Source organism: Pseudomonas sp. Emmai, from assembly GCF_055179735.1.
Window position 1 is genome coordinate 4848386 of sequence record NZ_CM143685.1, and the last position, 22020, is coordinate 4870405.

The following is a 22020-nucleotide window of genomic DNA, read 5'->3' on the forward strand; positions in this document are numbered from 1 at the left end:
GGTGTGTACTGAGGCCAGCATTAAAATCATTCGCCCACTGACTCCCAACACCACCATTTTGCGGCTATTGTTGAGACTTCTCACGGAAGACAAAACAATATGCCGACGCGCGATGTTTCATTAGCACTCTTTGAGCATGGCCTTCGCGAGCCAGACTTGGAAATGTTGCGGCCGACAGAGGCCAGTTACACGTCCTTACTGCTACAACCCAGTGGACCTATTTTTGCCTCAGAGCAGCGCATCGGTAGCTACGATGTGCCCGCTGCCACGGCCAAAAGTTTGTCGTTGCTAAGGTTGGCTCGTGAAAGAGGCGCGCACCTTGCTGTAACACCCGAATATTTCATGCCGTGGGCAGCGCTGGAGGAGGCTTTAGCGACTGGCGTCACGCCAGCTGAAGGTGTTCTCTGGATTTTGGGGTGCGAGAGCATCACCCAAGAAGCACTTGAGCAATTTCAACGGAACGTTGTTGATCACTGCTTAGTGATTCATGAGCCATGGCAAGGTCTAGAAGTCGATCGAAATCTCTTCGATCCTGTAGTTCTGATGTTTCAGGCAACACGCCCAGATGGGTCTTCTCGACTGGTCGCACTTGTTCAATTCAAAACATTCCCTTCTAGGGATGAGTTTTTCCTGGAGGAGCGATGGTTACGACGGGGAACTCAGATCTATAGGTTTCGTGGTCGTAGTGGACATCTTACGGCCGCCGTCATCATCTGTTCTGATGCCTTTGCGTTAAGCGATAACTGGCTAGCTGACTTCAATGATCGCTCTACATTGATTCATATTCAGCTCAATCCAAGTCCCCGTAACGCAGCATACCGAAGCTACCGAACCACAACATTCAACACAGATCCACGCGCCAGCAATTGCCATATCGTCTGCCTAAATTGGGCGCAGTCCATCGTCCAATACGGTGCCGCGGGAACCCCTCCTGACGCATGGAGGAACGTCGCAGCCTCTACCTGGTACTGCTCCGCAGAGGATTGTTCATACAAAGATGAGATCGTCATACCGAATCATAATCTGGGAATCTACTACGCCTACATGACCGAGCGGCGCCACGCTCTTGTTTTCCACTATGACGAAGCGGTGTTCGAGCTACGAGTACCGAAAGTGTTAACTGTTGGCAATGCAATCATGGCCAATCGCAACGGTCCGGTTGCGTTTCAGCGATACACATGGGCGACGGCTGCTCAAGAGTGGATGGTAGGAGAAGCACCTGATGCCGGGTTCACTGCACTTGCTGCTGACGACCCGAGGTCGCAAATTGCGCTCCAGCAAGTAATTGCTTCCCAAAATCCCTTGGACATTGAACGCGTACTGGCGTTGAGCGCTGGACAAATAACTGGTCGCCCGAATTGGTGCGCACTGAAAGATATCGACTCCTGCAAGATTGGGCCTGACGAGGTGGTACGTAGATTGACCGTAGCCCAGGACGGTGACAGTCGAATTTTTCGCTATCAGCGACTTAGCACCGCGTCCCAAATTCATTATGAAATTCTGAACCGAGTTGAATGGCCTCCGCAGGTGACCGGAGTCGATGCTACGTCCGTTTTGCAATGGGATGCGACAAATCCCAATTTCAACGTGATGACGTCAGACAACAAACCCACCCTCATCGTCTACCTAGGCGACTTGCCTGCGCCTCACGAATTAGAAACGATCGCAGACAAACTTTATGAGCTGTTGCGCCAGGCCGGTGGCCCCCACCAAAAGCGGCTGTGCATTGCATACCGGGAGTTTGGCGAGCTCAAATTTGCGGGAATTGATGCTCTAACCCGATTCGATGACCCAGCAGACGACAAGACCGAATTCCTCGCTGTTACTCCGCTCGATCACACGGAACCCTCATATGGTTGATTCAGCCTCGTTACGTCGTACGATTACGGAAAAACTTTCCCGGGTTCAAGACTTGGGCAACGGCATTTTTCGTGGGGAACGCATTTATCAAGGCAAAACCTTCGCTACGGCTTACATCGACCTATCGGACAGTGTCATCCAGCGGGCGGAGAATCTTGCGAAATTTCAAGAAGGTTTGCTTGGGAGTGAATTTTTCACAGCCGATGGCGACCAGCGCTGGAACAGCTACCTGTATTTTTGGGCAGGCCCTGAATCGCAAATCAACGATCACTTTTTGGAAGCAAAGGCCCACATCGAAGGCGATCGGCATTTTGCGAGAAAATTCGTCCTGACCGAGGAAGATCTTCTCGAGCGGTTTGACGACCTTTCGACTCATGACCATAGCGCGCAGGTATCCACAGACGCTAGCGTTCAATGGGAGGAGATTTTACGTGCGGCAGCGCTCAGCACCCTGTTGGAGAAACGCGCTCGAACTCAACAAATTGAATTGATCGGTTCAGGGGAAGCCTTCACTGCCGACACAACCCCGGTAATGCGTCCGCTTTCTCAACCACTCTCTGATCCGTTGAGTACTGGTCTGATTCGTCGGTTTCAGGTAGGCGAATTTCGATCGGCCATCAGTGGGAAACAGTTTCAGTTTGGCGATGTGAATTTGATATTCGGACAGAACGGTGCGGGCAAAACATCGTTGCTTGAGTCGATTGAAGCCTTGTACTGCGGGCGTGTTCGTCGCGATCCTGAAGCTACATTCAAAAATAGCGAAGCAGATGTCATCACTGCATCCGGTGAGTTATTCACCGTTAAAAGCACCACAGTGCCAGCGACCCTAAAGGCGCGCAATCTCGCTTGGTATGGGCGATCGAATCAAAACACTAACGCACTCGCCCAGTCGTTCACCCGGTTCAACTTCTTAGACACTGATGCCGCATTTCGCCTGTCTGGTGAATCAACCCCAGATAAATTGAAACAAGATCTGAGTTTATTGCTAGTAGGTGGGGAAACATCGTCGCTATGGACTGATCTCTCCAAGCTGCATGATGACGCCGTGGCGAAGCGCACGAGTTACAACGAGCGCATCCCTTCCCTGCTGAAGCAGACCCAACTGCTAGGTAACGAAGTAAAGCGATTGCAGTCGTCACCTAGTGAATCCGCAACCTTTGCAAAATCATATCGTGCGAGTCTGAAGGAGCTAGGCTGTACTTGGGCTCCAGAGGGTGACAATGAGCCTCTCTCCCCCTCGGATCGAACTCGCCTTGAATCGCTCTCGCGAGGACTGCACCAAGCAATTGCCCTGGCACAATCCTCTCCAGCAACAATTGCGCAGATACGGCAGAGCGCGCAGGTATTACGCCCCGCATTCGAAAAAATTCAGGAACTGGAAGACTTAGACTTTCGCAAGCGCCTAGAGCTGCGCGAATATGAAGCCCTCATAGAGAGCTATAGGGCGGAACTCGCTGACCTGGAAATATGGTCCATCTACTGCGAAGCCGGGGCACCGGCACTTGCCAGTTCAATTGAGCAGACCAAGCGTGTGGCTTCTAAGGCACGGATTGCCCTCGCGGGAACGTCCTTGGACGAAGTCCACGAGCTACCTGTTGAGTATTCTATTCGTGGACTCTCTGAAGCTCTTGAGGTTGCCACGGAAAGCCTCGCTCTCGCTGAGCAGCAGGAGAGATCAGCCTCTGAAAGCCTGTTGCAGCAGGAGCGTCTTGGTCAGTCGTTAATTGCGCTTCGTGCCGATCTACGTGGACTTGCACAATCCATAATTGATCGCACAGGTGATGCATTGCATTGCCCTGTCTGTTCCACCCCCCATTTAGATGGAGAGCTGCTTCATAAAATTGAGTCGCTCACCGCTTCCGACAACTCAAACTTCACCAATGGTCTTCATCAGGCAATTCAGGTCGCTAGAGACCGTGCCCAACGAGAGCGCGAAGTTCTCGCTGCGTTGCAGGTTTTGCAGCGCTTTCACGATGCAAATGACATTCGGGATTGGGCAACCGTACGCGATATCCATCAGAGCTTGCTCTTGAAACATCATGAGTTCATCGAAGCAAATAGCGAGCTCAATCGACTGGAATCCACCATGCGTTCGCTCGACCAGTATGGTGCCGACCCAGAGGGTTTCCCTGCCGCGGAGGCTGCCGCTATCAAATGGCTGGGGGTCGAACAAGATTATTCGACTCTGACAGTCATAAATACACGCATTGCAGAGATTCAGAGAAGCACAGAGCACGCGAACGAATCCGCATCAGAAGCACATGAGGATCTGTTGCTTAGAAGCTCCCAGTTCAGCGAGATCGCCTCATCGATAGGTTTTGCTACCGAAGGGTCAAAGGAGGTGAGTCTAGGGATCCAACGATTGGTGGATAGGCATGATGCTTCAACAAGCTTTCTTGGGGTTGCTGCTCAGCTAATAACCATCGCAGGTGATCAACCTCTAGAACCGATTTCTCAGGCTGTTGAGGACGCAATTATTGCCTTTGACCGCGCCCTATATGCCGAAAATATGGAATCAAATGCGCGCTCTGAGCTGAGCGCCAAGACGCTTGAGCTCCAACAAAGTGCTGATCTGCTGAAAACCGCGACGAATCGAAAAGAAAACCTGACAAAGGCCATCGATGCTCTAGCCGACATCGTTGAAAATCATTCCCTTGAAAAAGCAACGCAAGAAGCTCTTGAGTCGATACGGGGACACGTCAGCGAAATATTCGCCCGAATTCATTCTCCCGCTGAATACAAGCTAGGTGACTTCAACGGGGATCATCTCCTCGTCACACGAGATGGCCTTCGCACCCATACGGCGGCACAGGTGAGTACAGGCCAGCGTGCCGCTTTGGCGCTATCAATATTTTTAGCTTTGAACCGCAGCGCGGAAACTGCTCCCCCAGTGCTGTTAATCGATGACCCCATTGCACATATTGATGATCTAAATGCGCTGTCATTTCTGGACTATCTGCGCGATCTCGCCCTCAGCATGCGCAAGCAGGTTTTCTTCGCAACAGCAGATGCTCGGCTTGCCGCCTTGTTTCAGCGAAAATTCGAGTTCATGGGCAACGAGCGATTCAAAAAAATTGTTCTATCTCGCTCATGAACCTACTTGGCGAGTTTGATCAGACTGAAGAATCGTAAATTCGGATACTCACTGTGAGTTCACCAACCCCAGAATTGAACCAAACGACATTCAGGAAAGAAGGACGTTGATGCCTCAACGTGAAATGATGTAGGCGGTTCGACCGACTTTCTCTTCCTATCAGAACGCTTTTAGCCCGAGATCGTGCATTTGCACGCAGAACGAATTCGCTGATATGCCTAGACATTCTTTTTTTAGTATTCACCGCCGGAAGATAAAACCTCGATTTGCCCTACCAGATAAGCGGGCAAGAAGTTGGAATCGATCTGACATTGTATCTGCTCTCGCCATGGTATTTGCTGCAGCGGCCTTCTTCGTTGCATACCAAGCTGAGATTCGGGTACGTAAGAGTGAGTTGCGAGAGGTAGAGGCCGTCGCGATTTCTGTTGGCAACAAGGTGCAAGCTACAGCCAATAGCGCCGGTTTCTCCGCCATGTTCATGCAGGGTTTCCTGGATCATAGACAATCTAACCCGGAGGATCTCGCCCAGATTGATGCGTACATCATTGAGCTTGCCGGTAGCCCCGAGTTTCCGGGACTACCGGTACTGCCAGAGCAGATCGCCGCATTGGCTCGCGCCGACAGCAACGTAGCTGGACTACTCGCCGCTTGCTCAGACCGGCGCGCAGACATTCAAATCGACTCCAAGAAACTCACTAACGCAACGCCGGGGCGTTTGACCGATATTCAGCTGTCGACGGCTCAACTCATGCCTTACCGCTTGCACGAATTGAAGGACGCTTGCAAGGCATCGCTAGACGCTCTGGTAGCCCTAGTGCCTAAACTGCCAAAGATCATGGGTCCGATTCCTGGGACGATCGGCGAGTTGGTGGAGGCAGAATCGTCCTTCCTTAGAGAAAAAGAACGCGGCACTCACATTGAGCTTCTTCTTGGGGGAAGTAGGCTCAAAAACAATCAAGATATGTCGAAGGTCGAACAGTAGGGTCCAACCGCGGTAACTGAACCAAGTGACGAATGTTCGGGAGGCGCGAGCAACAGCAAACCTTTTCGTGTACTGCTAGCCCATTTTTCCTGTTCCCGATTGTCGGGCTACTCGAAGAAAGTCTAATCTTCAAGGCACGCGCGAATTTCCCATCTACTGCCATCGTTCATTTTCTGGCAACTAGATCGTTTCGCTGAATGAGCACAACGCCGAGTATTAGAACCTGGAACGCTCCTCAAAATAGGCGCGGCAACAAGCTATCCATTGGCTGAGACTTCCGAAGCCCTCGAAAAAGAGCAACAGAATGCAGATGAAGACTGAAGAACAGGTCGTCTCGCCATCACAATTCATGCGCCGAATCCGGCCAGAGCTCTACTCGGACTCGACTCCCCGCGTCAAACATCAGCTCAAAGCCGAGGTCCTGTCACATCACCTCGAAACCATCACCGAGCGCAACCAGACACATGACTTTGAACTGTTTTGCCGCAAGCTTTGTGAGCGGACGATCTGTCCGAACTTGAGGCCGGCAACGGGCCCGGAGGGTGGTGGAGACAGTAAGGCCGACACCGAGACTACTCCTGTATCGGAAGAGATCAGCGCACTCACTTACGTCGGGGCGGCCAACAGTGGCAGCGAACGATGGGCTTTCGCCTTCAGCGCGAAGAAAACTTGGGCCGACAAGGCGCGTTCAGACGTAGCTGGAATCATGGCCACCAATCGCGGTTACCAGAAAATCTTTTTTGTGACGTCGAGAGCTGCACGCGCAAAGGATCGAGCCCGCGTTGAGGAAGAACTCACCCGCGAATACGGTGTTCAGATCACCATCCACGATCGTAGTTGGATCATCAACGAGGTCATCGACAAGAACCGCCGCGACCTTGCATACAACTACCTAGGGATCGGTGATGAAACCAGCGACCTCGACCTTGGCCCCTCTGACTATTCGCGCAAGCAGCAACTAGCCGACATTGAGAAGGAGTTGACGGATCCTTCCACATTTGTAGGGATGAAGATGCAGCGCGCATCCGAAGCACTTGTGGCAGCAAAACTGGCGCGGCAGCTGGAATTACCGCGAACTGACGTCGACGGCAGGTTCCTTCGGGCCGTTCGATTGGCGGACGATGGTGGTACGCATCGGCAGCAGATCGCTGCGCGCTATGAGACGCTTTGGACTGCGTTTTGGTGGTTTGACGATATCAAGGCGATCGTCGACGGCTACGACGTCTTTGAAGCGCTAGTCATCGAAAGCGAGCATGCGACGAATCTCGAGATGCTATGTAACCTGGCGCAGTTGCTGTTCAATGCCGTCATCCATGGTCACCTTACGTCGGATCAGGCAGAACTGCAGCCCCGAATCGCCCGACTGTCGTCAAGGCTTGCCGAATTAGCAATCGACAGCGATCGTCCAAACAACGCGTTGGAGGCACAGACGTCACTGCTGACCATCAAGGTCAACGAAGCAATGATGGCTGGCGAGCCAGGATGGCTTGCTCCATTGTGGTCGCAGTTTGGAGACATCCTCTCCAAAGCCGACGGTTTGGGGGAGTTTGATGCCAACCGACTAACCAAGCTGATTGAGGTCTTCGGACAGGTCGCCGGCAAGGACCGCGGTTACAGGAGTCTTGTAGACCAAGTTTCCGACTTCGTGACTAAACGTACGGGGGAAAGCCAGGGCGCATTGGTTTTGCTCAAACGCGCCGAACAGCTCGACTTTGACGAAAACATGGAGATGATTCGGCTTCTAGGCAAAGCCGCTAGGCTGCTTTCCAAAAAGGAGCACGCGGAGGATTTCGTTCATGCACAGGCCCTGCTCGCAGTCGCTTATCAAAGCGCCGGCTTGCTCTGGGCTGCGCGTGCAAGCTGCACTTCGGCCGCCGCAACCTTATTCATCGAAGGCGAAGAAGGCGGTGAACTCTCACCGACCTTATTTCCGACATTGATGAATGCAGCATGGCAAACAGTTCAGCTTAAGCACTTTCCCGAATTACTGGAAACCGTTCAGGTCGCGCGGGGCTGCCTGAAATCTCTGCCCTCCGACGATAAGTCGACGAAGCGTGCCGCTGAGCAGTTGCAGGATTTCGACATGCTTCTGGCCTGTCAACTGGCTAACCTCTCCTCGGAGGAGGTGTCGCGGCTGGAGTCGATCCCTGACATTCTTGCAGGACTGGAACTGAACCACAGCCGACTCACGCTGCTTTACATGCTGGGGTACGAGGATGTGCTGAGAGAGGAAGGATGGATTCCACAGAGTGAATCTGCCCAGGACGTGGAAAGTTTTTTCAACCAGTTGGCGGGGCAGCCCGCTGGCAATGCACGCTGGCGACCGGCTATTTTCAACGGTCTGAGCACACAGGTATTTGTCACCTCGGTGCTTGGCGTTCAGGTAAACGTGACGCACGAGCCTACCGACACCAGTATCACTGTCTCCGAGGCTATTGTCGGAACAATTGAAGCCTTTTTTGCCACAGCCTTCGAACTAGACGCATTTGCTCACGTGGAGCGTTTCGATGTCACTGTTGTCGACGCAAACATCACACGCTTCGAGGTATTGGTGGAAATTGACCGTATGAAAGCTACGGTTCGTTGGCCCAACGGCGTGTTTCCCGGATCACCATCGGTGTATGGCGACTTTCTAAACATGCTGCTGGAAGTCGCCGCCACCATCTTTTCTGCGACTTGCCACGCGAAGGACTTTGAAGAAGCCACTAACCGATTATTTAAGACGGATGCTGCAATGGATCGCGTTGCGATGATTGGCTCATTATGCTTTAGCCGACAGCGCATCTTCGGTGGTGTATCGCGCCTGACCTCCTGGGGAAAGCGTTCACCGAAGAGGTTCGAGGCCAGACTAGGTAGGCCGCACGTTGAACGCGATCCACAACCAACCAAAGCAAATGTGCAACCCAAGGATAAAGTTTGCAACGAGACAGAACTCCCAAAGCTGACCGACCACCGAGATGTGAAGGTCCGATCGGTCATTGACGTGCATCTCTGGGATCGTGCGGGCTGGATGGGCATGGCCTACGGCGTCTTCGCTCCCGGGGCGCCACCCTTCATTGCTCTGATGTTTAAGGATCGAGATGCGGCCGCAAAAATATTTGAGCGATGGCGGGAGCGATTCGGAACAGTAGATAAGGACGAGGAAATTCACATCGGCATCGTTCGCCGTTTCTCCGCCAAGCATCCGACGCATTACGGAATGGTCATCACCTCAAAAATCCCGGAGGATGAGACTGCAGCACGGCTTTCCATGTTTGCGTCGCGCACACACACCATGGAGCCTTCTGATGACGTCAATCTCACAACATTTCTAGATCTTTACAAAAAGGCCGGTGCTTATCTCTTAATGCCGGCTGTGATGGTAAGCGGGCAACAGCCGCAACTCATGCACAACCTTTGCCTGTTTAAGCGATCTTTACACGTGAAAATGGCTGCCGATGTGGGCCCAAATGATCTAGAGAGCATGTATCTCAAACCTCGCGGCCTCTAGCGCGGTAAGAGGCTCATCGTTTCAGACTCATCCACGTAGACTTTACTTGCGGCTTCTGGATGAGTATCGCATCAACAGATGCATACTAGCCCCAAGAAGACCGCTAAAAATACGTGGTACATAATGCAGAAATAGCTTGCTTACCTGGGTCAGTAGTGGGCTTCGCGTGGTTCGAACGAAGAGTTGCACATTCTACTCGTCTTCCAACTCCTTGATAGTTTATGAGAGCGACATTACTGGTTCGATTACCTTCGGCCGGTTGCACATCTTGCCGATTGTGAATGAATTTGACTCATCATGATGCGATCTCAGCCCGGCGCGGAATGTCCGACCGCATCAACGTCGTTTCTGGGTATGTTGACGTTGCTGTGCCGGCACGTGCTCCGCCTCTACTTCGCGCGGATCGCGGCCGGGGGTGTTGACCATAACGAACTAACCTCCACCTCTGACGAACGCTCAAATGAGGGGTTGCCATGGAATAGCAATGAGACAGACTGGCAGTCACTCACTCGTTCCACGCGTAAAAAAACGTGAAAAAAAGTTAGATTAGGTAAGTGACTGATTTATGGAAAATAAAACACATGTAACTGTTAGCAAGGCTCCGGAACTTTTGACCGACTACCCCGCATTGACCCTCGAAACGCCCGCCGAGCACCCGTTCGCCCAGTTCGTGCGGATCCTGGGCAAAGGCAAGCGTGGCGCCCGTGACCTGACTCGCGAAGAAGCCCGCCAAGCCATGGGCTTCGTGCTGGACGACCAGGTCGAGGACACCCAGCTCGGCGCGTTCCTGATGCTGTTGCGGCACAAGGAAGAAAGCGCCGAAGAGATGGCCGGTTTCACCGAAGCCTTGCGCGCACGCTTGAAGGCGCCGGCCTTTAATGTCGACGTGGACTGGCCGACTTATGCCGGTAAGAAGCGTCATCTGCCGTGGTTCCTGTTGGCAGCCAAGTGCCTGGCCCAGAACGGCGTGCGGATTTTCATGCACGGCGGCGGCGCGCACACGGCCGGTCGGCTGTACAGCGAGCAACTGCTGAATGAGTTGAACATCCCGCTGTGCCGCAACTGGCAACAGGTGGGCGATGCGCTGGATAACGGCGGTCTGGCGTTTATGCCGTTAGTCGATTGGGCGCCACAACTTCAGCGCATGATCGACCTGCGCAACACCCTGGGCCTGCGTTCACCGATCCACTCCCTCACGCGCATCCTCAATCCGTTGGGCGCACGCTGCGGCCTGCAAAGTATTTTCCATCCGGGCTATCAAGCCGTGCATCGCGATGCCAGCGGCTTGCTCGGCGACACCGCGATTGTGGTCAAGGGCGATGGCGGCGAAATCGAGATCAACCCGGACGCCGACAGTCACCTGTACGGCACCACGGGTGGCGAAAGCTGGGACGAGGAATGGCCGCAGCTTTCCGCGCAGCGCCACGTCAAACCGGCAACCCTTGACCCTGAGCATTTGAAAGCGGTGTGGCGCGGTGAGGTGGTCGACAGCTACCCGCAAATGGCGCTGATCTCGACCATGGCCCTGGCCTTGCGCGGCCTCGACCAGACCCGCGAGCAAGCGTTCGAAACCGCCCAGCAGTACTGGGATGCGCGAGACAGATCGATTTAACCGATCATAACTGCCCAACCTTTGCGCTATTTAATCGAACCTATGCGCATAGACTCCTCTCCAACGCTTATTGGTTGAGGAGTCTTGAAATGGGTTTGTTAGTTGAAGGCCAGTGGCACGACCAGTGGTACGAAAGCAGCAAGGACGGCGCATTTCAGCGCGAACAGGCGCAACGCCGCAATTGGCTGACCGCCGACGGTCAGCCCGGCCCGACCGGTGTCGGTGGCTTTGCGGCCGAGGCCGGGCGCTATCACCTCTACGTCTCCCTTGCCTGCCCCTGGGCTCATCGCACGCTGATCCTGCGCAAACTCAAAGGCCTCGAAAGCCTGATCGACGTGTCGGTGGTCAGTTGGTTGATGCTGGAAAACGGCTGGACCTTCGACCAGAGCCTGGGCTCGACCGGCGACAAGCTCGATCACTTCAATTTCATGCACCAGCGCTACACCGCCGATACCGCCGACTACACCGGCCGCGTCACCGTGCCGGTGCTGTGGGACAAACAGCAAAAGCGCATCGTCAGCAATGAATCGGCGGAGATCATCCGCATGTTCAACAGCGCTTTCGATGATTTGACCGGCAATGACCTGGATTTCTACCCGGCGCCGCTGCGTAGCGAAATCGATGCGCTGAACGAGCGGATTTACCCGGCGGTGAACAACGGCGTTTACCGCGCCGGATTTGCCACGTCGCAGAAGGCCTATGAAGAGGCATTCGATGAGGTGTTTGCCGAGCTGGATCAACTGGAGTTGCTGTTAGGCGAGAACCGTTACCTGGTCGGCGAATACCTGACGGAAGCGGACATTCGGTTGTTCACCACGCTGATTCGCTTTGATGCGGTGTACTACGGGCACTTCAAGTGCAACCTGCGGCGCATTGCCGATTATCCGAATCTGTCGAACTGGCTGCGGGAGCTGTATCAGTGGCCGGGGATTGCCGAGACGGTGGATTTCGAGCACATCAAGAACCACTACTACGGCAGCCACAAGACCATTAACCCGACGGGGATTGTGCCGAAAGGGCCGGCGCAGGACTTTACCGCTGCGCATGATCGGGCGCGGTTGAGCGGGAAAGGGGTTTGGCGTAACGCCTAAGATGATCGTTCCCACGCTCCGCGTGGGAATGCCTCAAGGGACGCTCCGCGTTCCTGTTCTGGAGGGGACGCGGAGCGTCCCGGGCTGCATTCCCACGCAGAGCGTGGGAACGATCGGTTACCGGGTGTTCAGACCTGCGCCTGAGCCCCTTCAAACCACGCCAGTTTCTCGCGCAGTTGCACCACTTCCCCAACAATCACCAGCGTCGGCGCATGCACTTCATGCTCCGCCACCAGCCGTGGAAGGTCGGCCAACGTGCCGGTAAACACCCGCTGATTGACCGTGGTGCCCTGCTGGATCAACGCCGCCGGGGTGTCCGCGCCTCGACCATGCTTGATCAACTGCTCGCAGATGATCGGCAAGCCCACCAGCCCCATGTAAAACACCAGGGTTTGCGCCGGGGCGACCAGGTCGGCCCAGGGCAGATCGGTGGAACCGTCCTTCAAGTGCCCGGTAACGAACCGCACGGACTGCGCATAATCGCGGTGCGTCAGCGGAATCCCGGCATACGCCGCGCAACCACTGGCTGCGGTGATACCCGGCACGACCTGGAACGGGATGCCATGGGCCGCCAGCTCTTCGATCTCTTCACCGCCACGGCCGAAGATGAACGGATCGCCGCCCTTCAACCGCACCACACGCTTACCAGCCTTGGCCAGATCCACCAGTTGCTTGTTGATCTGATCCTGTGGCACCGCGTGATCGGCGCGGCGCTTGCCGACGTAGATCCGCTCGGCATCGCGACGGCACAAATCCAGAATCGCCGGCGCCACCAAGCGGTCGTAAAGCACCACATCGGCTTGCTGCATCAGACGCAAGGCGCGGAAGGTCAGCAGGTCCGGATCACCGGGGCCAGCGCCGACCAAATACACCTCACCCGTGGCTTTCGGAGCGTCACCGGCGATTTTCGCCAGCATCAGGCGTTCGGCTTCAGCGCCCTGCCCGGCCAGTTGCCGGTCGGCGATCGGGCCCTGGAACACATCTTCCCAGAACGCCCGACGCTGCTGCACATCCGGGAACAGGCCTTTGACCTGACTGCGAAAACGCGCCGCCAGACCGGCCAGTTGACCGTAGGTGGAAGGAATCCAGGTTTCGATTTTCGCCCGAATCAGCCGCGCCAGCACCGGCGCATCGCCGCCGCTGGAGATGGCAACGATCAGCGGGGAACGGTCGACAATCGCCGGGAAGATCACGCTGCACAGGGCCGGCGCATCCACCACGTTGACCGGCACGCAACGCCGATGGGCATCGGCGGAGACCTGCGCGTTCAGCGGTTCGTCGTCGGTGGCGGCAATGATCAGCCCGCAACCGTCCAGGTCCGTTTCGACGTAGCCACGCAACAGGCACTCGCCGCCGCTACCGACCACCAATTCACGCAGTTGCGCTTCGATTTCAGGTGCGACCACCCGCAGCAGCGCACCGGCTTCGGCCAGCAGGCGGGACTTGCGCAATGCAATCTCCCCGCCGCCGACGACCAACACACGACTGCCGCGCAGGTTATGAAACAGCGGCAGATAATCCATTTAGCCGATGACCTCGAGGCCACCCATGTACGGCTTCAGTACCTCAGGCACACGGATCGAACCGTCGGCCTGCTGGTAGTTTTCCAGCACGGCCACCAGGGTACGACCGACCGCCAGGCCGGAACCGTTCAGGGTGTGCACCAGTTCAGGCTTGCCGGTTTCCGGGTTGCGGAAACGCGCTTGCATGCGCCGGGCCTGGAAATCGCCGCAGTTGGAGCACGACGAGATTTCGCGGTACTTGTCCTGGCTCGGAATCCACACTTCCAGGTCGTAAGTCTTCACGGCACTAAAGCCCATGTCGCCGGTACACAGCGCGAGGGTGCGGTAAGGCAGTTCCAACAGTTGCAGGACTTTCTCGGCGTTGGCGGTCAGGCCCTCCAGAGCCTCCATCGAGGTCGATGGTTCAACGATCTGGACCATTTCAACTTTGTCGAACTGGTGCTGGCGGATCATGCCGCGCGTATCGCGACCCGACGCGCCGGCTTCGCTGCGAAAGCATGGGGTGTGGGCGACGAACTTGATCGGCAGCAGTTTCGAATCGACGATTTCGCCAGCAACGATGTTGGTCAGCGACACTTCAGCGGTCGGGATCAAGTACAGATCGGCTTCGCCTTCGCGGGTGATCTTGAACAGGTCTTCTTCGAACTTCGGCAACTGGCCAGTGCCTTGCAGTGCCGGCGCCTGGACCAGATACGGCGTGTAGGCCTCTTCGTAACCGTGTTCGGTGGTGTGCAGGTTGATCATGAACTGCGCCAGGGCGCGGTGCAGACGGGCGATCGGGCCGCGCAACAGAGCGAAACGGGCGCCGGACAGTTTGGCGGCGGTTTCGAAGTCGAGCCAGCCGAACTTCTCGCCCAGGGCCACGTGGTCCTGAACCGGGAAATCGAATGCAGTCGGGGTGCCCCAGCGGCGCACTTCGACGTTGCCGTCCTCATCGGCGCCGATTGGCACGGATTCGTGGGGCAGGTTCGGGATGCCGAGCAGGATCGAGTCCAGGTCGGTCTGGATCTGGTCCAGTTCAACCTTGCCGGCGCTCAATTCGTTCGCCATGCGCTCGACGTCAGCCATCAACGGTGCGATGTCTTCGCCGCGCTGCTTGGCCTGGCCGATGGATTTGGAGCGCGCATTACGTTCAGCCTGCAGTGCTTCGGTGCGGGTCTGGACGGTCTTGCGCTGTTCTTCCAGCGCTTCGATGCGCGCAACATCCAGCACAAAGCCACGGGATGCCAGGCGGTCCGCTACGTCCTGAAGGTTGCTACGTAACAGTTTGGAATCGAGCATGTCGGTCTCTCGTTTATCAAAGTTTGGTCAGGGACAGGCCAGCCCAGGTGGCGAGCAGCCCGCCGAATACGCTGATCGCAGCATAGCCCAGGGCCAGCGGCACTTGCCCGCTTTCGAGCAGGCGCACCGTATCCAGTGAAAAGGATGAAAAAGTCGTCAGCCCCCCGAGGAAGCCGACGATCAACCCGGCGCGCACCTCGATCGGCACCTCCGGGCGTATCAAAAACAGACCGTATAAAACGCCGATCAGCAAACAGCCGACGATATTAACGGCCAGCGTCGCGGTATAGAAGTGCCGCGGCCAATTAGCGTTGATCCAGTTACCGGTAGCAAAGCGCAACAGCGTGCCGGCGATCCCGCCGATGGAAACTGCAACGATCAAGGGAATCACTATTTTCTCCGCTGCCGGGGGCTCAGACGATCAAGTTGCGCGAGGTGGTTGAGCTTCTCGCCGATCTTCAGCTCCAGGCCACGGGGCACCGGCTGATAGAAGGGTTGTGGCTCCAACTCATCCGGGAAGTAGTCTTCACCGGCGGCATAGGCGTCCGGCTCATCGTGGGCATAGCGGTATTCGTCGCCGTAACCCAGTTGCTTCATCAGCTTGGTCGGTGCATTGCGCAAGTGCAGCGGCACTTCCAGCGAACCATGTTCGGTGGCGCTACGCATCGCCGCTTTGAAACCCATGTACACCGCGTTGCTTTTCGGTGCGCAAGCCAGATAGGTGATGGCCTGGGCCACCGCCAATTCGCCTTCGGGGCTGCCGAGACGCTCCTGCACTTCCCACGCCGCCAGGCACAGGCTCAGGGCGCGGGGGTCGGCGTTGCCGATGTCTTCGCTGGCCATGCGCACCACGCGCCGGGCCAGGTAAAGCGGATCGCAACCGCCGTCGATCATGCGCGCGAACCAGTACAGCGCGCCGTCGGGGTTGGAGCCGCGCACGGATTTGTGCAGCGCGGAAATCTGGTCGTAGAACGCTTCGCCGCCCTTGTCGAAACGCCGACGGGTATCGCCGAGCAGACTTTGCAGCAGATCGATGCCGATCTCACTGTTGTCTTCGGCCAGGTCGGAGGCGTTTTCCAGCAGATTGAGCAGGCGTCGGCCATCGCCATCGGCGGCGGACAGCAACATCTGGAAGCCTTCGTCGCTGAGGGTCAATTGCCGCTTGCCCAGGCCCCGCTCTTCGGTCAGCGCACGGTGCACCAGTTTGCGCAGAGCCGCTTCGTCAAGGCTTTTGAGCACGTAGACGCGTGCCCGGGAGAGCAAGGCGTTGTTGAGTTCGAAGGACGGGTTTTCGGTAGTCGCGCCGATGAAAATCAGCGTGCCGTCCTCAACGTAGGGCAGGAACGCATCCTGCTGGGATTTGTTGAAGCGGTGCACTTCATCGACAAACAGAATGGTCCGTCGGCCGTACTGCCCCGCCTGTTGCTTGGCAATTTCCACCGCCTGACGGATTTCCTTCACGCCGGCCAGCACCGCCGAGACCGTTTCGAAGTGTGCATCCGAGACTTCCGCCAGCAGCCGCGCCAGGGTGGTCTTACCCACGCCCGGCGGGCCCCAGAAAATCATCGAATGCAGGGCACCCTGCTCCAACGCTTCGCGCAAAGGCTTGCCGCGAGCGAGCAGGTGTTCCTGACCGACGTACTCATCCAGATTGGCGGCACGCAAGCGCGCGGCCAAGGGTTGAGCAATCGGGGCACTGCGAAACAGGTCCATCACGTACGGTTGAAACCTCGCTTTATTACCTAATTCTCAAATCTGCCGAATACTCTGTGGCGAGGGGGCTTGCCCCCGTTCGGCTGCGAAGCAGTCGTAAAAACCAGCAATCGCTGTATGACTGTTACACCGCGTCTGCAGGTTTGGGGTCGCTTCGCGACCCAACGGAGGCAAGCCCCCTCGCCACAAAAGCCAGCGCCCACAAATTCCGCATTTTACTCCTGGATCACGTCCGCACCCTTCGGGATGTCGAACTTGAACTTGGACGCCGGGATCGGCTCGTTGGCCTTCACGCCGGTGAACAGGAGGTTGGTGCGCTGGCCGACGCTGTCGATCATTTGCATGTCATTGACCAGGCCGTTGCGGAACGACAGGCGCAGGCTGTCGAACAGGGTGTCCTTGGTTTTCGGCTTCAGGGTGAAGTCGATCACGCCACCGGCTTCCTTGGCGCTGATGTCGAAGCTCTCCTTGATCTTGGACACGTCACCGGACAGCAGCAGGGCGGGGGTCTGGGTCAGGCGCTGGTCGAGGGTCTTGATGGTGACCTGTTCCAGATCCGGGTCCCACAGGGTGACCTTCTTGCCATCGGAGACCATGGTTTGTTCGGCAGGTGCATCGGTGTGCCAGTAGAACAGGCCCGGACGCTGCAGCGACATTTCACCAGCGGTTTCCTGCAACTGGGTGCCGCTGCCATCGAGAGTCAGCTGGGAGAAGCGCGCGGTCAGGGTCTTGGATGTTTCCAGCAGTTGGGTCAGGCGCGCCACGTCCTTGTCGTCGGCGTGGGCCGAGAGCGTGGTCAAAGCCAGAACCGGCAGCAACAGCATGCGGATAAGACGCATGGGAGTCCTCTTGAGATGCGTGGGGGTTGCGGAGGCGCGTCATTGCGCCCCCCTTCAATTCAAATCAGTCGCGCACCGGGCCAGGGGCCAGGACTTCACGCGAACCGTTGGTGTTCATGGACGTCACGACCCCGGCCATTTCCATGGCTTCGATCATGCGCGCGGCGCGGTTGTAGCCGATTTTCAGCTTGCGCTGCACCGCCGAAATGGACGCGCGACGGCTTTCCAGCACGAACTGCACGGCTTCGTCGTATAGCGCGTCGGATTCGCTGTCGTCATCGCCACCACCGCTGCCGCCGTCGAAACCGCTACCGGCTTCTTCGACACCGGCGAGGATTTCATCGTTGTATTCCGGTGCGCCGCGCAGTTTCCAGGCTTCAACCACCCGGTGTACCTCGTCATCGGACACGAACGCGCCGTGAACCCGGATCGGCAGGCTGGTGCCCGGCGGCATGTAGAGCATGTCACCGTGGCCCAGCAATTGCTCGGCGCCACCCTGGTCGATGATGGTCCGGGAGTCGATTTTGCTCGAGACCTGGAACGCCATGCGGGTCGGAATATTGGCCTTGATCAGACCGGTGATCACGTCAACCGACGGACGCTGGGTCGCGAGAATCAAGTGGATACCGGCCGCACGGGCCTTCTGGGCGATACGGGCGATCAGTTCTTCGACCTTCTTGCCGACGATCATCATCATGTCGGCGAATTCGTCGACGACCACGACAATGGTCGGCAGCTTGGTCAGCAGCGGCGCTTCGTCGTGAATGCTTTCGCGCTTGTACAAAGGATCGGTCAACGGCGTACCGGCGTCCTGGGCTTCCTTGACCTTGGCGTTGAAGCCCGACAGGTTACGCACGCCCATCTTCGCCATCAGTTTGTAGCGACGCTCCATCTCCGCCACGCTCCAGCGCAGGGCGTTGGCCGCGTCCTTCATGTCGGTGACCACTGGGCAGAGCAGATGCGGAATGCCTTCGTAGATCGACAGCTCAAGCATTTTCGGGTCGATCATGATCAGCTTGGCGTCTTCCGGGCCAGACTTGAACAGGATCGACAGGATCATCGCGTTCACACCCACCGACTTACCGGAACCGGTGGTACCGGCCACCAGCAAGTGCGGCATTTTCGCCAGGTCGGTGATGACCGGCTTGCCGCCGATGTCGTGGCCCAGGGCCAGGGTCACCGGGGACTTGAAGTTGTCGTATTCCGGGGTCGACAGCACTTCGGAGAAGCGCACGATCTGGCGGTCTTCGTTAGGGATCTCGATACCGACGGTGGTCTTGCCCGGAATCACTTCCACCACCCGCACGCTGGTCACGGCCAGGGAACGCGCCAGGTCTTTGGCCAGATTGGAGATGCGGCTGACCTTGACGCCGGCGGCCGGCTGGATTTCGTAACGGGTAATGACCGGGCCTGGGTGAATCGAATCCACCGAGACTTCGACGCCGAATTCCTTGAGCTTGATTTCCAGCAAGTGGCCGACGGCTGCCAGCGACTCCGGGGAATAGTTGAGCTGTTTCTTTTCCGCCGGGTCGAGGATCGAGATCGGTGGCAAGGTGCCTTCGACGGCGCTGTCGACGAACAACGGCGCCTGCTTCTCTTTTTCCACACGCTTGCTCGGCGCGGCCGGTTTCGGCGGTGCCGGGGCAATCACGGGCGGCACCTGCTTCTCGCGATCCGACATGTGCTTGCTCAGGGCCTGCTCGCGCTCGATCAGGCGTTCCTTGACCTTGGCCTGCTCACGTTTATCGGTGACTGTCGGGGCGACCACGTCATGCACACGGTCATCGACTTCACGCAATTGCGCGACCAGTTGTTTGCGCTCGACCCGTGCCGCCCACCAGCGATTGGCGGCGCCCTGGAACAGTTCGAGCAGGTCGAGGGTGATCTTGCCGGTGACGTCCATCACCTTGAACCATGACAGGTCGGTGAACACCGTCAGGCCGAACAGGAACAGGGCGATGAACAGCAGCGTGCTGCCCTGGATGTTCAGGGCATTGCGGGCCAGGTCGCCCAGGCTTTCGCCCAATGCGCCGCCGGCACCGGCCGGCAGGCCGGTCGCCGCATGGAAATGGATGTGGGCCAGGGCCGCGCCTGACAGCACCAGGAACACCAGGCCGATCAGCCGCCAGGAGAACAACCAGCCGCTCCACTGCCACGGTTCATGGCGTTGACGAAAAATCTGGTAGATCTTGACCGCCAGCAACAGCGGGAAGATGTAGGCGAAGTAACCCAACACCATGAACAGGATATCGGCGCTGTAGGAGCCCACCGGGCCGCCGAAGTTCTGGACGTCCTCGATCTTGCTGTTATGACTCCAGCCCGGATCGTCCTTGCCATAGGTTAACAAGGCCATCATCAGGAACAGGCACAGGGCGCCGATGGCGATCAATGCACCTTCCTTGAGTCGGTAGTGCAGATGCTGGCGCCAAAGCGGTACAACGGCTGGTTTAGGTGCTGCGGTGGATTTCTTCAAAACGCTTCTTTTCCTGCGCCTATGGCGCGTCCATCTGTTGAATGACTATAAAAAACTACCCAATCCAGGCAGGTAAAAAAGTTAACCGATGCAACCGGGACTACTTTTAACACTGCACACCGATGTTTCAAAACAGGGCAGGCAGTGCTTTTTTTAATACAAGCGCTGTAACAAGCAGGCATTGTACGGGTTTGTTCGCCCGATGCCATGCTGGCAGTCCTTGGGTGTAGCATAGCCAAACGCATATGACACACGGTTCAATTTGAGCACGCATTCTCTTTTGTGACAAAGGCTTATGAGGTGTTTTTATGAGCGAGTCCAAGCATTCACGCCTGATCATTCTGGGTTCCGGCCCTGCCGGTTACAGCGCCGCCGTTTATGCCGCCCGGGCCAACCTCAAACCGGTGGTCATTACCGGCATACAGGCAGGTGGCCAGCTCACCACCACCGTCGAAGTCGATAACTGGCCCGGTGACGTCGAAGGCCTCACCGGCCCGGTGCTGATGGAACGCATGCAAAAACACGCCGAGCGCTTTGACACAGAGATCGTTTACGACCACATCCACACCGCCAAGTTGCAGCAGCGCCCGTTCGAACTCATCGGCGACAGCGGCACCTACACCTGCGACGCGCTGATTATCGCCACCGGCGCTTCGGCGCAATACCTGGGGCTGCCCTCGGAAGAAGCCTTTGCCGGCAAAGGGGTTTCGGCCTGCGCAACGTGCGACGGCTTCTTCTACCGCAATCAGGTGGTCGCGGTGGTCGGCGGTGGCAACACGGCGGTTGAAGAAGCGCTGTACCTGTCGAACATCGCCAAGGAAGTCCATCTGGTGCACCGGCGCGACAAACTGCGCTCGGAGAAGATTCTTCAGGACAAGCTGTTCGAGAAAGCCGCCAACGGCAATATCCGCCTGCACTGGAACCAGAACCTCGATGAAGTGCTGGGCGACGCCAGCGGCGTGACCGGCGCCCGTCTGCGCGACAGCCATACCGGTGAGATGAGCGAATTACCGCTGGCCGGCGTGTTTATCGCCATCGGCCACAAGCCCAATACCGATCTGTTCCAGGGCCAGCTGCCGATGCGTGACGGCTATCTGCTGATCAAGGGTGGCAACGAAGGCGATGCCACCGCTACCGAGATCCCGGGCGTATTCGCCGCGGGCGACGTGGCCGATCACGTTTACCGTCAGGCCGTGACGTCTGCCGGTGCCGGTTGCATGGCCGCACTGGACGCCGAGAAATACCTCGACGATATTCCAACCGTGTGACGCTCCAATTCACGGCGGACCGACAAGCCCGCCACTGCCCTCCCCTTTTGCAAGCCCGGATGCCATGCTGACTTGGTTACAACGCAACACCCTGACTTTCCCGCCCCTGGAAAAAGCCATGCGCGATCCCAACGGATTGTTGGCGGCGGGCGGCGATCTGTCCGCCGACCGCCTGATCCAGGCCTATCGCCACGGTTGCTTTCCGTGGTTTTCCGAAGGCCAGCCGATTCTCTGGTGGTCGCCGGACCCGCGCACGGTTCTGTTTCCCGACGAACTGCACGTTTCCCGCAGCCTCGGCAAACTGCTGCGCCAACAACGCTATCAAGTGACCTTCGATCAGGATTTCGCCGCGGTCATCAGCGCCTGCGCCGCACCACGGGATTACGCCGACGGCACCTGGATCACCGAAGCCATGCAGGACGCCTACCTGGAGCTGCACCGGCGCGGCTATGCGCACTCGGTCGAGGTCTGGGACCAGGGCGAGCTGGTCGGCGGGCTGTACGGCCTGGCCATGGGGCAGCTGTTTTTCGGCGAATCGATGTTCAGCCGCGCCGATAACGCGTCCAAATTTGGCTTTGCCACCTTGGTGCGACATCTGAAAGACTCGGGTTTCGTGCTGATCGATTGCCAGATGCCGACCGATCACCTGCACAGTCTCGGTGCCCGGGCGATTCCCCGAAGGGAATTTGCCGACTATCTGGCGCGACACCTGGATCAGCCCAATAGCGCCACCTGGGTTTACTGAGCGACTTTTGCGTGTGTGGCTTACACTTAATTCAAAGCTTTTTCCCGAG

The 22020-nt window shown here is 57.2% G+C and carries 14 protein-coding genes; 8 read left to right on the top strand and 6 right to left on the bottom strand.

All coding sequences use genetic code 11. The annotated features are described in order from the left end of the window. The first annotated feature begins 99 nt into the window (after positions 1–99). The 6 genes from ACY4LX_RS22405 (at position 100) to ACY4LX_RS22430 (ending at position 12129) form a co-directional block, all read left to right on the top strand. A complete protein-coding gene (locus tag ACY4LX_RS22405) occupies positions 100–1860 on the top strand; it encodes a hypothetical protein (RefSeq protein WP_463257894.1) in 1761 nt (586 codons plus the stop codon). Then, positions 1853–4954: an AAA family ATPase gene (locus ACY4LX_RS22410; protein WP_463257895.1), complete on the top strand. Its 3102-nt coding sequence runs from the start codon at positions 1853–1855 to the stop codon at positions 4952–4954. Before ACY4LX_RS22405 ends, ACY4LX_RS22410 begins: the two co-directional genes overlap by 8 nt. A 214-nt stretch (positions 4955–5168) precedes the next feature. Continuing rightward, positions 5169–5936 carry a hypothetical protein gene (locus ACY4LX_RS22415; protein ID WP_463257896.1) on the top strand — a complete coding sequence of 256 codons (768 nt, stop codon included), beginning with the start codon at positions 5169–5171 and terminating at the stop codon, positions 5934–5936. 304 nt (positions 5937–6240) lie between these two features. Further along, entirely contained in the window at positions 6241–9426 is a 3186-nt protein-coding gene (locus tag ACY4LX_RS22420; protein WP_463257897.1) for a tetratricopeptide repeat protein, read from the top strand. Between the two features lie 610 nt (positions 9427–10036). After that, positions 10037–11038, top strand: coding sequence for a glycosyl transferase family protein (locus ACY4LX_RS22425; RefSeq protein WP_463257898.1), 1002 nt, complete (start codon positions 10037–10039; stop codon positions 11036–11038). A gap of 89 nt (positions 11039–11127) precedes the next feature. Then, positions 11128–12129, top strand: coding sequence for a glutathione S-transferase family protein (locus tag ACY4LX_RS22430; RefSeq protein WP_463257899.1), 1002 nt, complete (start codon positions 11128–11130; stop codon positions 12127–12129). Between the two features lie 128 nt (positions 12130–12257). Here the strand turns inward: ACY4LX_RS22430 and cysG are convergent, their stop codons facing one another. The 6 genes from cysG to ACY4LX_RS22460 form a co-directional block, all read right to left on the bottom strand. Beyond that, positions 12258–13652 carry a siroheme synthase CysG gene (cysG, locus tag ACY4LX_RS22435; protein ID WP_463257900.1) on the bottom strand — a complete coding sequence of 465 codons (1395 nt, stop codon included), beginning with the start codon at positions 13650–13652 and terminating at the stop codon, positions 12258–12260. Further along, on the bottom strand, positions 13653–14933 hold the full coding sequence (gene serS / locus ACY4LX_RS22440) for a serine--tRNA ligase (RefSeq protein ID WP_463257901.1): 1281 nt from the start codon (positions 14931–14933) through the stop codon (positions 13653–13655). 16 nt (positions 14934–14949) lie between these two features. Continuing rightward, positions 14950–15324: a fluoride efflux transporter CrcB gene (gene crcB, locus ACY4LX_RS22445; RefSeq protein ID WP_149659907.1), complete on the bottom strand. Its 375-nt coding sequence runs from the start codon at positions 15322–15324 to the stop codon at positions 14950–14952. Further along, entirely contained in the window at positions 15324–16646 is a 1323-nt protein-coding gene (locus ACY4LX_RS22450; protein WP_463260634.1) for a replication-associated recombination protein A, read from the bottom strand. The genes crcB and ACY4LX_RS22450 overlap by 1 nt, the downstream gene beginning before the upstream one ends. 215 nt (positions 16647–16861) lie before the next feature. After that, a complete protein-coding gene (lolA, locus tag ACY4LX_RS22455; RefSeq protein WP_149659908.1) occupies positions 16862–17485 on the bottom strand; it encodes an outer membrane lipoprotein periplasmic chaperone LolA in 624 nt (207 codons plus the stop codon). Between the two features lie 64 nt (positions 17486–17549). Further along, positions 17550–19958 (bottom strand): DNA translocase FtsK, encoded by a 2409-nt coding sequence (locus ACY4LX_RS22460; RefSeq protein ID WP_133838662.1) that lies wholly within the window; start codon positions 19956–19958, stop codon positions 17550–17552. A gap of 308 nt (positions 19959–20266) precedes the next feature. On the opposite strand from ACY4LX_RS22460, the gene trxB reads away from it, so the two are divergent. Together trxB and aat are read left to right on the top strand one after the other, a co-directional pair. Then, a complete protein-coding gene (gene trxB, locus ACY4LX_RS22465; RefSeq protein ID WP_149659910.1) occupies positions 20267–21226 on the top strand; it encodes a thioredoxin-disulfide reductase in 960 nt (319 codons plus the stop codon). Positions 21227–21290: 64 nt separating this feature from the next. Continuing rightward, positions 21291–21971 (top strand): leucyl/phenylalanyl-tRNA--protein transferase, encoded by a 681-nt coding sequence (gene aat / locus ACY4LX_RS22470; protein WP_149659911.1) that lies wholly within the window; start codon positions 21291–21293, stop codon positions 21969–21971. The last annotated feature ends 49 nt before the right edge of the window (positions 21972–22020 follow it).

What these genes read in the sequence shown, in the direction of transcription:
- ACY4LX_RS22405 (WP_463257894.1), top strand. Translation starts at nt 100, where the DNA reads ATGCCGACGCGCGATGTTTCATTAGCACTCTTTGAGCATGGCCTTCGC.
- ACY4LX_RS22410 (WP_463257895.1), top strand. Translation starts at nt 1,853, where the DNA reads ATGGTTGATTCAGCCTCGTTACGTCGTACGATTACGGAAAAACTTTCC.
- ACY4LX_RS22415 (WP_463257896.1), top strand. Translation starts at nt 5,169, where the DNA reads ATGCCTAGACATTCTTTTTTTAGTATTCACCGCCGGAAGATAAAACCT.
- ACY4LX_RS22420 (WP_463257897.1), top strand. Translation starts at nt 6,241, where the DNA reads ATGCAGATGAAGACTGAAGAACAGGTCGTCTCGCCATCACAATTCATG.
- ACY4LX_RS22430 (WP_463257899.1), top strand. Translation starts at nt 11,128, where the DNA reads ATGGGTTTGTTAGTTGAAGGCCAGTGGCACGACCAGTGGTACGAAAGC.
- cysG (WP_463257900.1), bottom strand. Translation starts at nt 13,652, where the DNA reads ATGGATTATCTGCCGCTGTTTCATAACCTGCGCGGCAGTCGTGTGTTG.
- serS (WP_463257901.1), bottom strand. Translation starts at nt 14,933, where the DNA reads ATGCTCGATTCCAAACTGTTACGTAGCAACCTTCAGGACGTAGCGGAC.
- ACY4LX_RS22450 (WP_463260634.1), bottom strand. Translation starts at nt 16,646, where the DNA reads ATGGACCTGTTTCGCAGTGCCCCGATTGCTCAACCCTTGGCCGCGCGC.
- lolA (WP_149659908.1), bottom strand. Translation starts at nt 17,485, where the DNA reads ATGCGTCTTATCCGCATGCTGTTGCTGCCGGTTCTGGCTTTGACCACG.
- trxB (WP_149659910.1), top strand. Translation starts at nt 20,267, where the DNA reads ATGAGCGAGTCCAAGCATTCACGCCTGATCATTCTGGGTTCCGGCCCT.
- aat (WP_149659911.1), top strand. Translation starts at nt 21,291, where the DNA reads ATGCTGACTTGGTTACAACGCAACACCCTGACTTTCCCGCCCCTGGAA.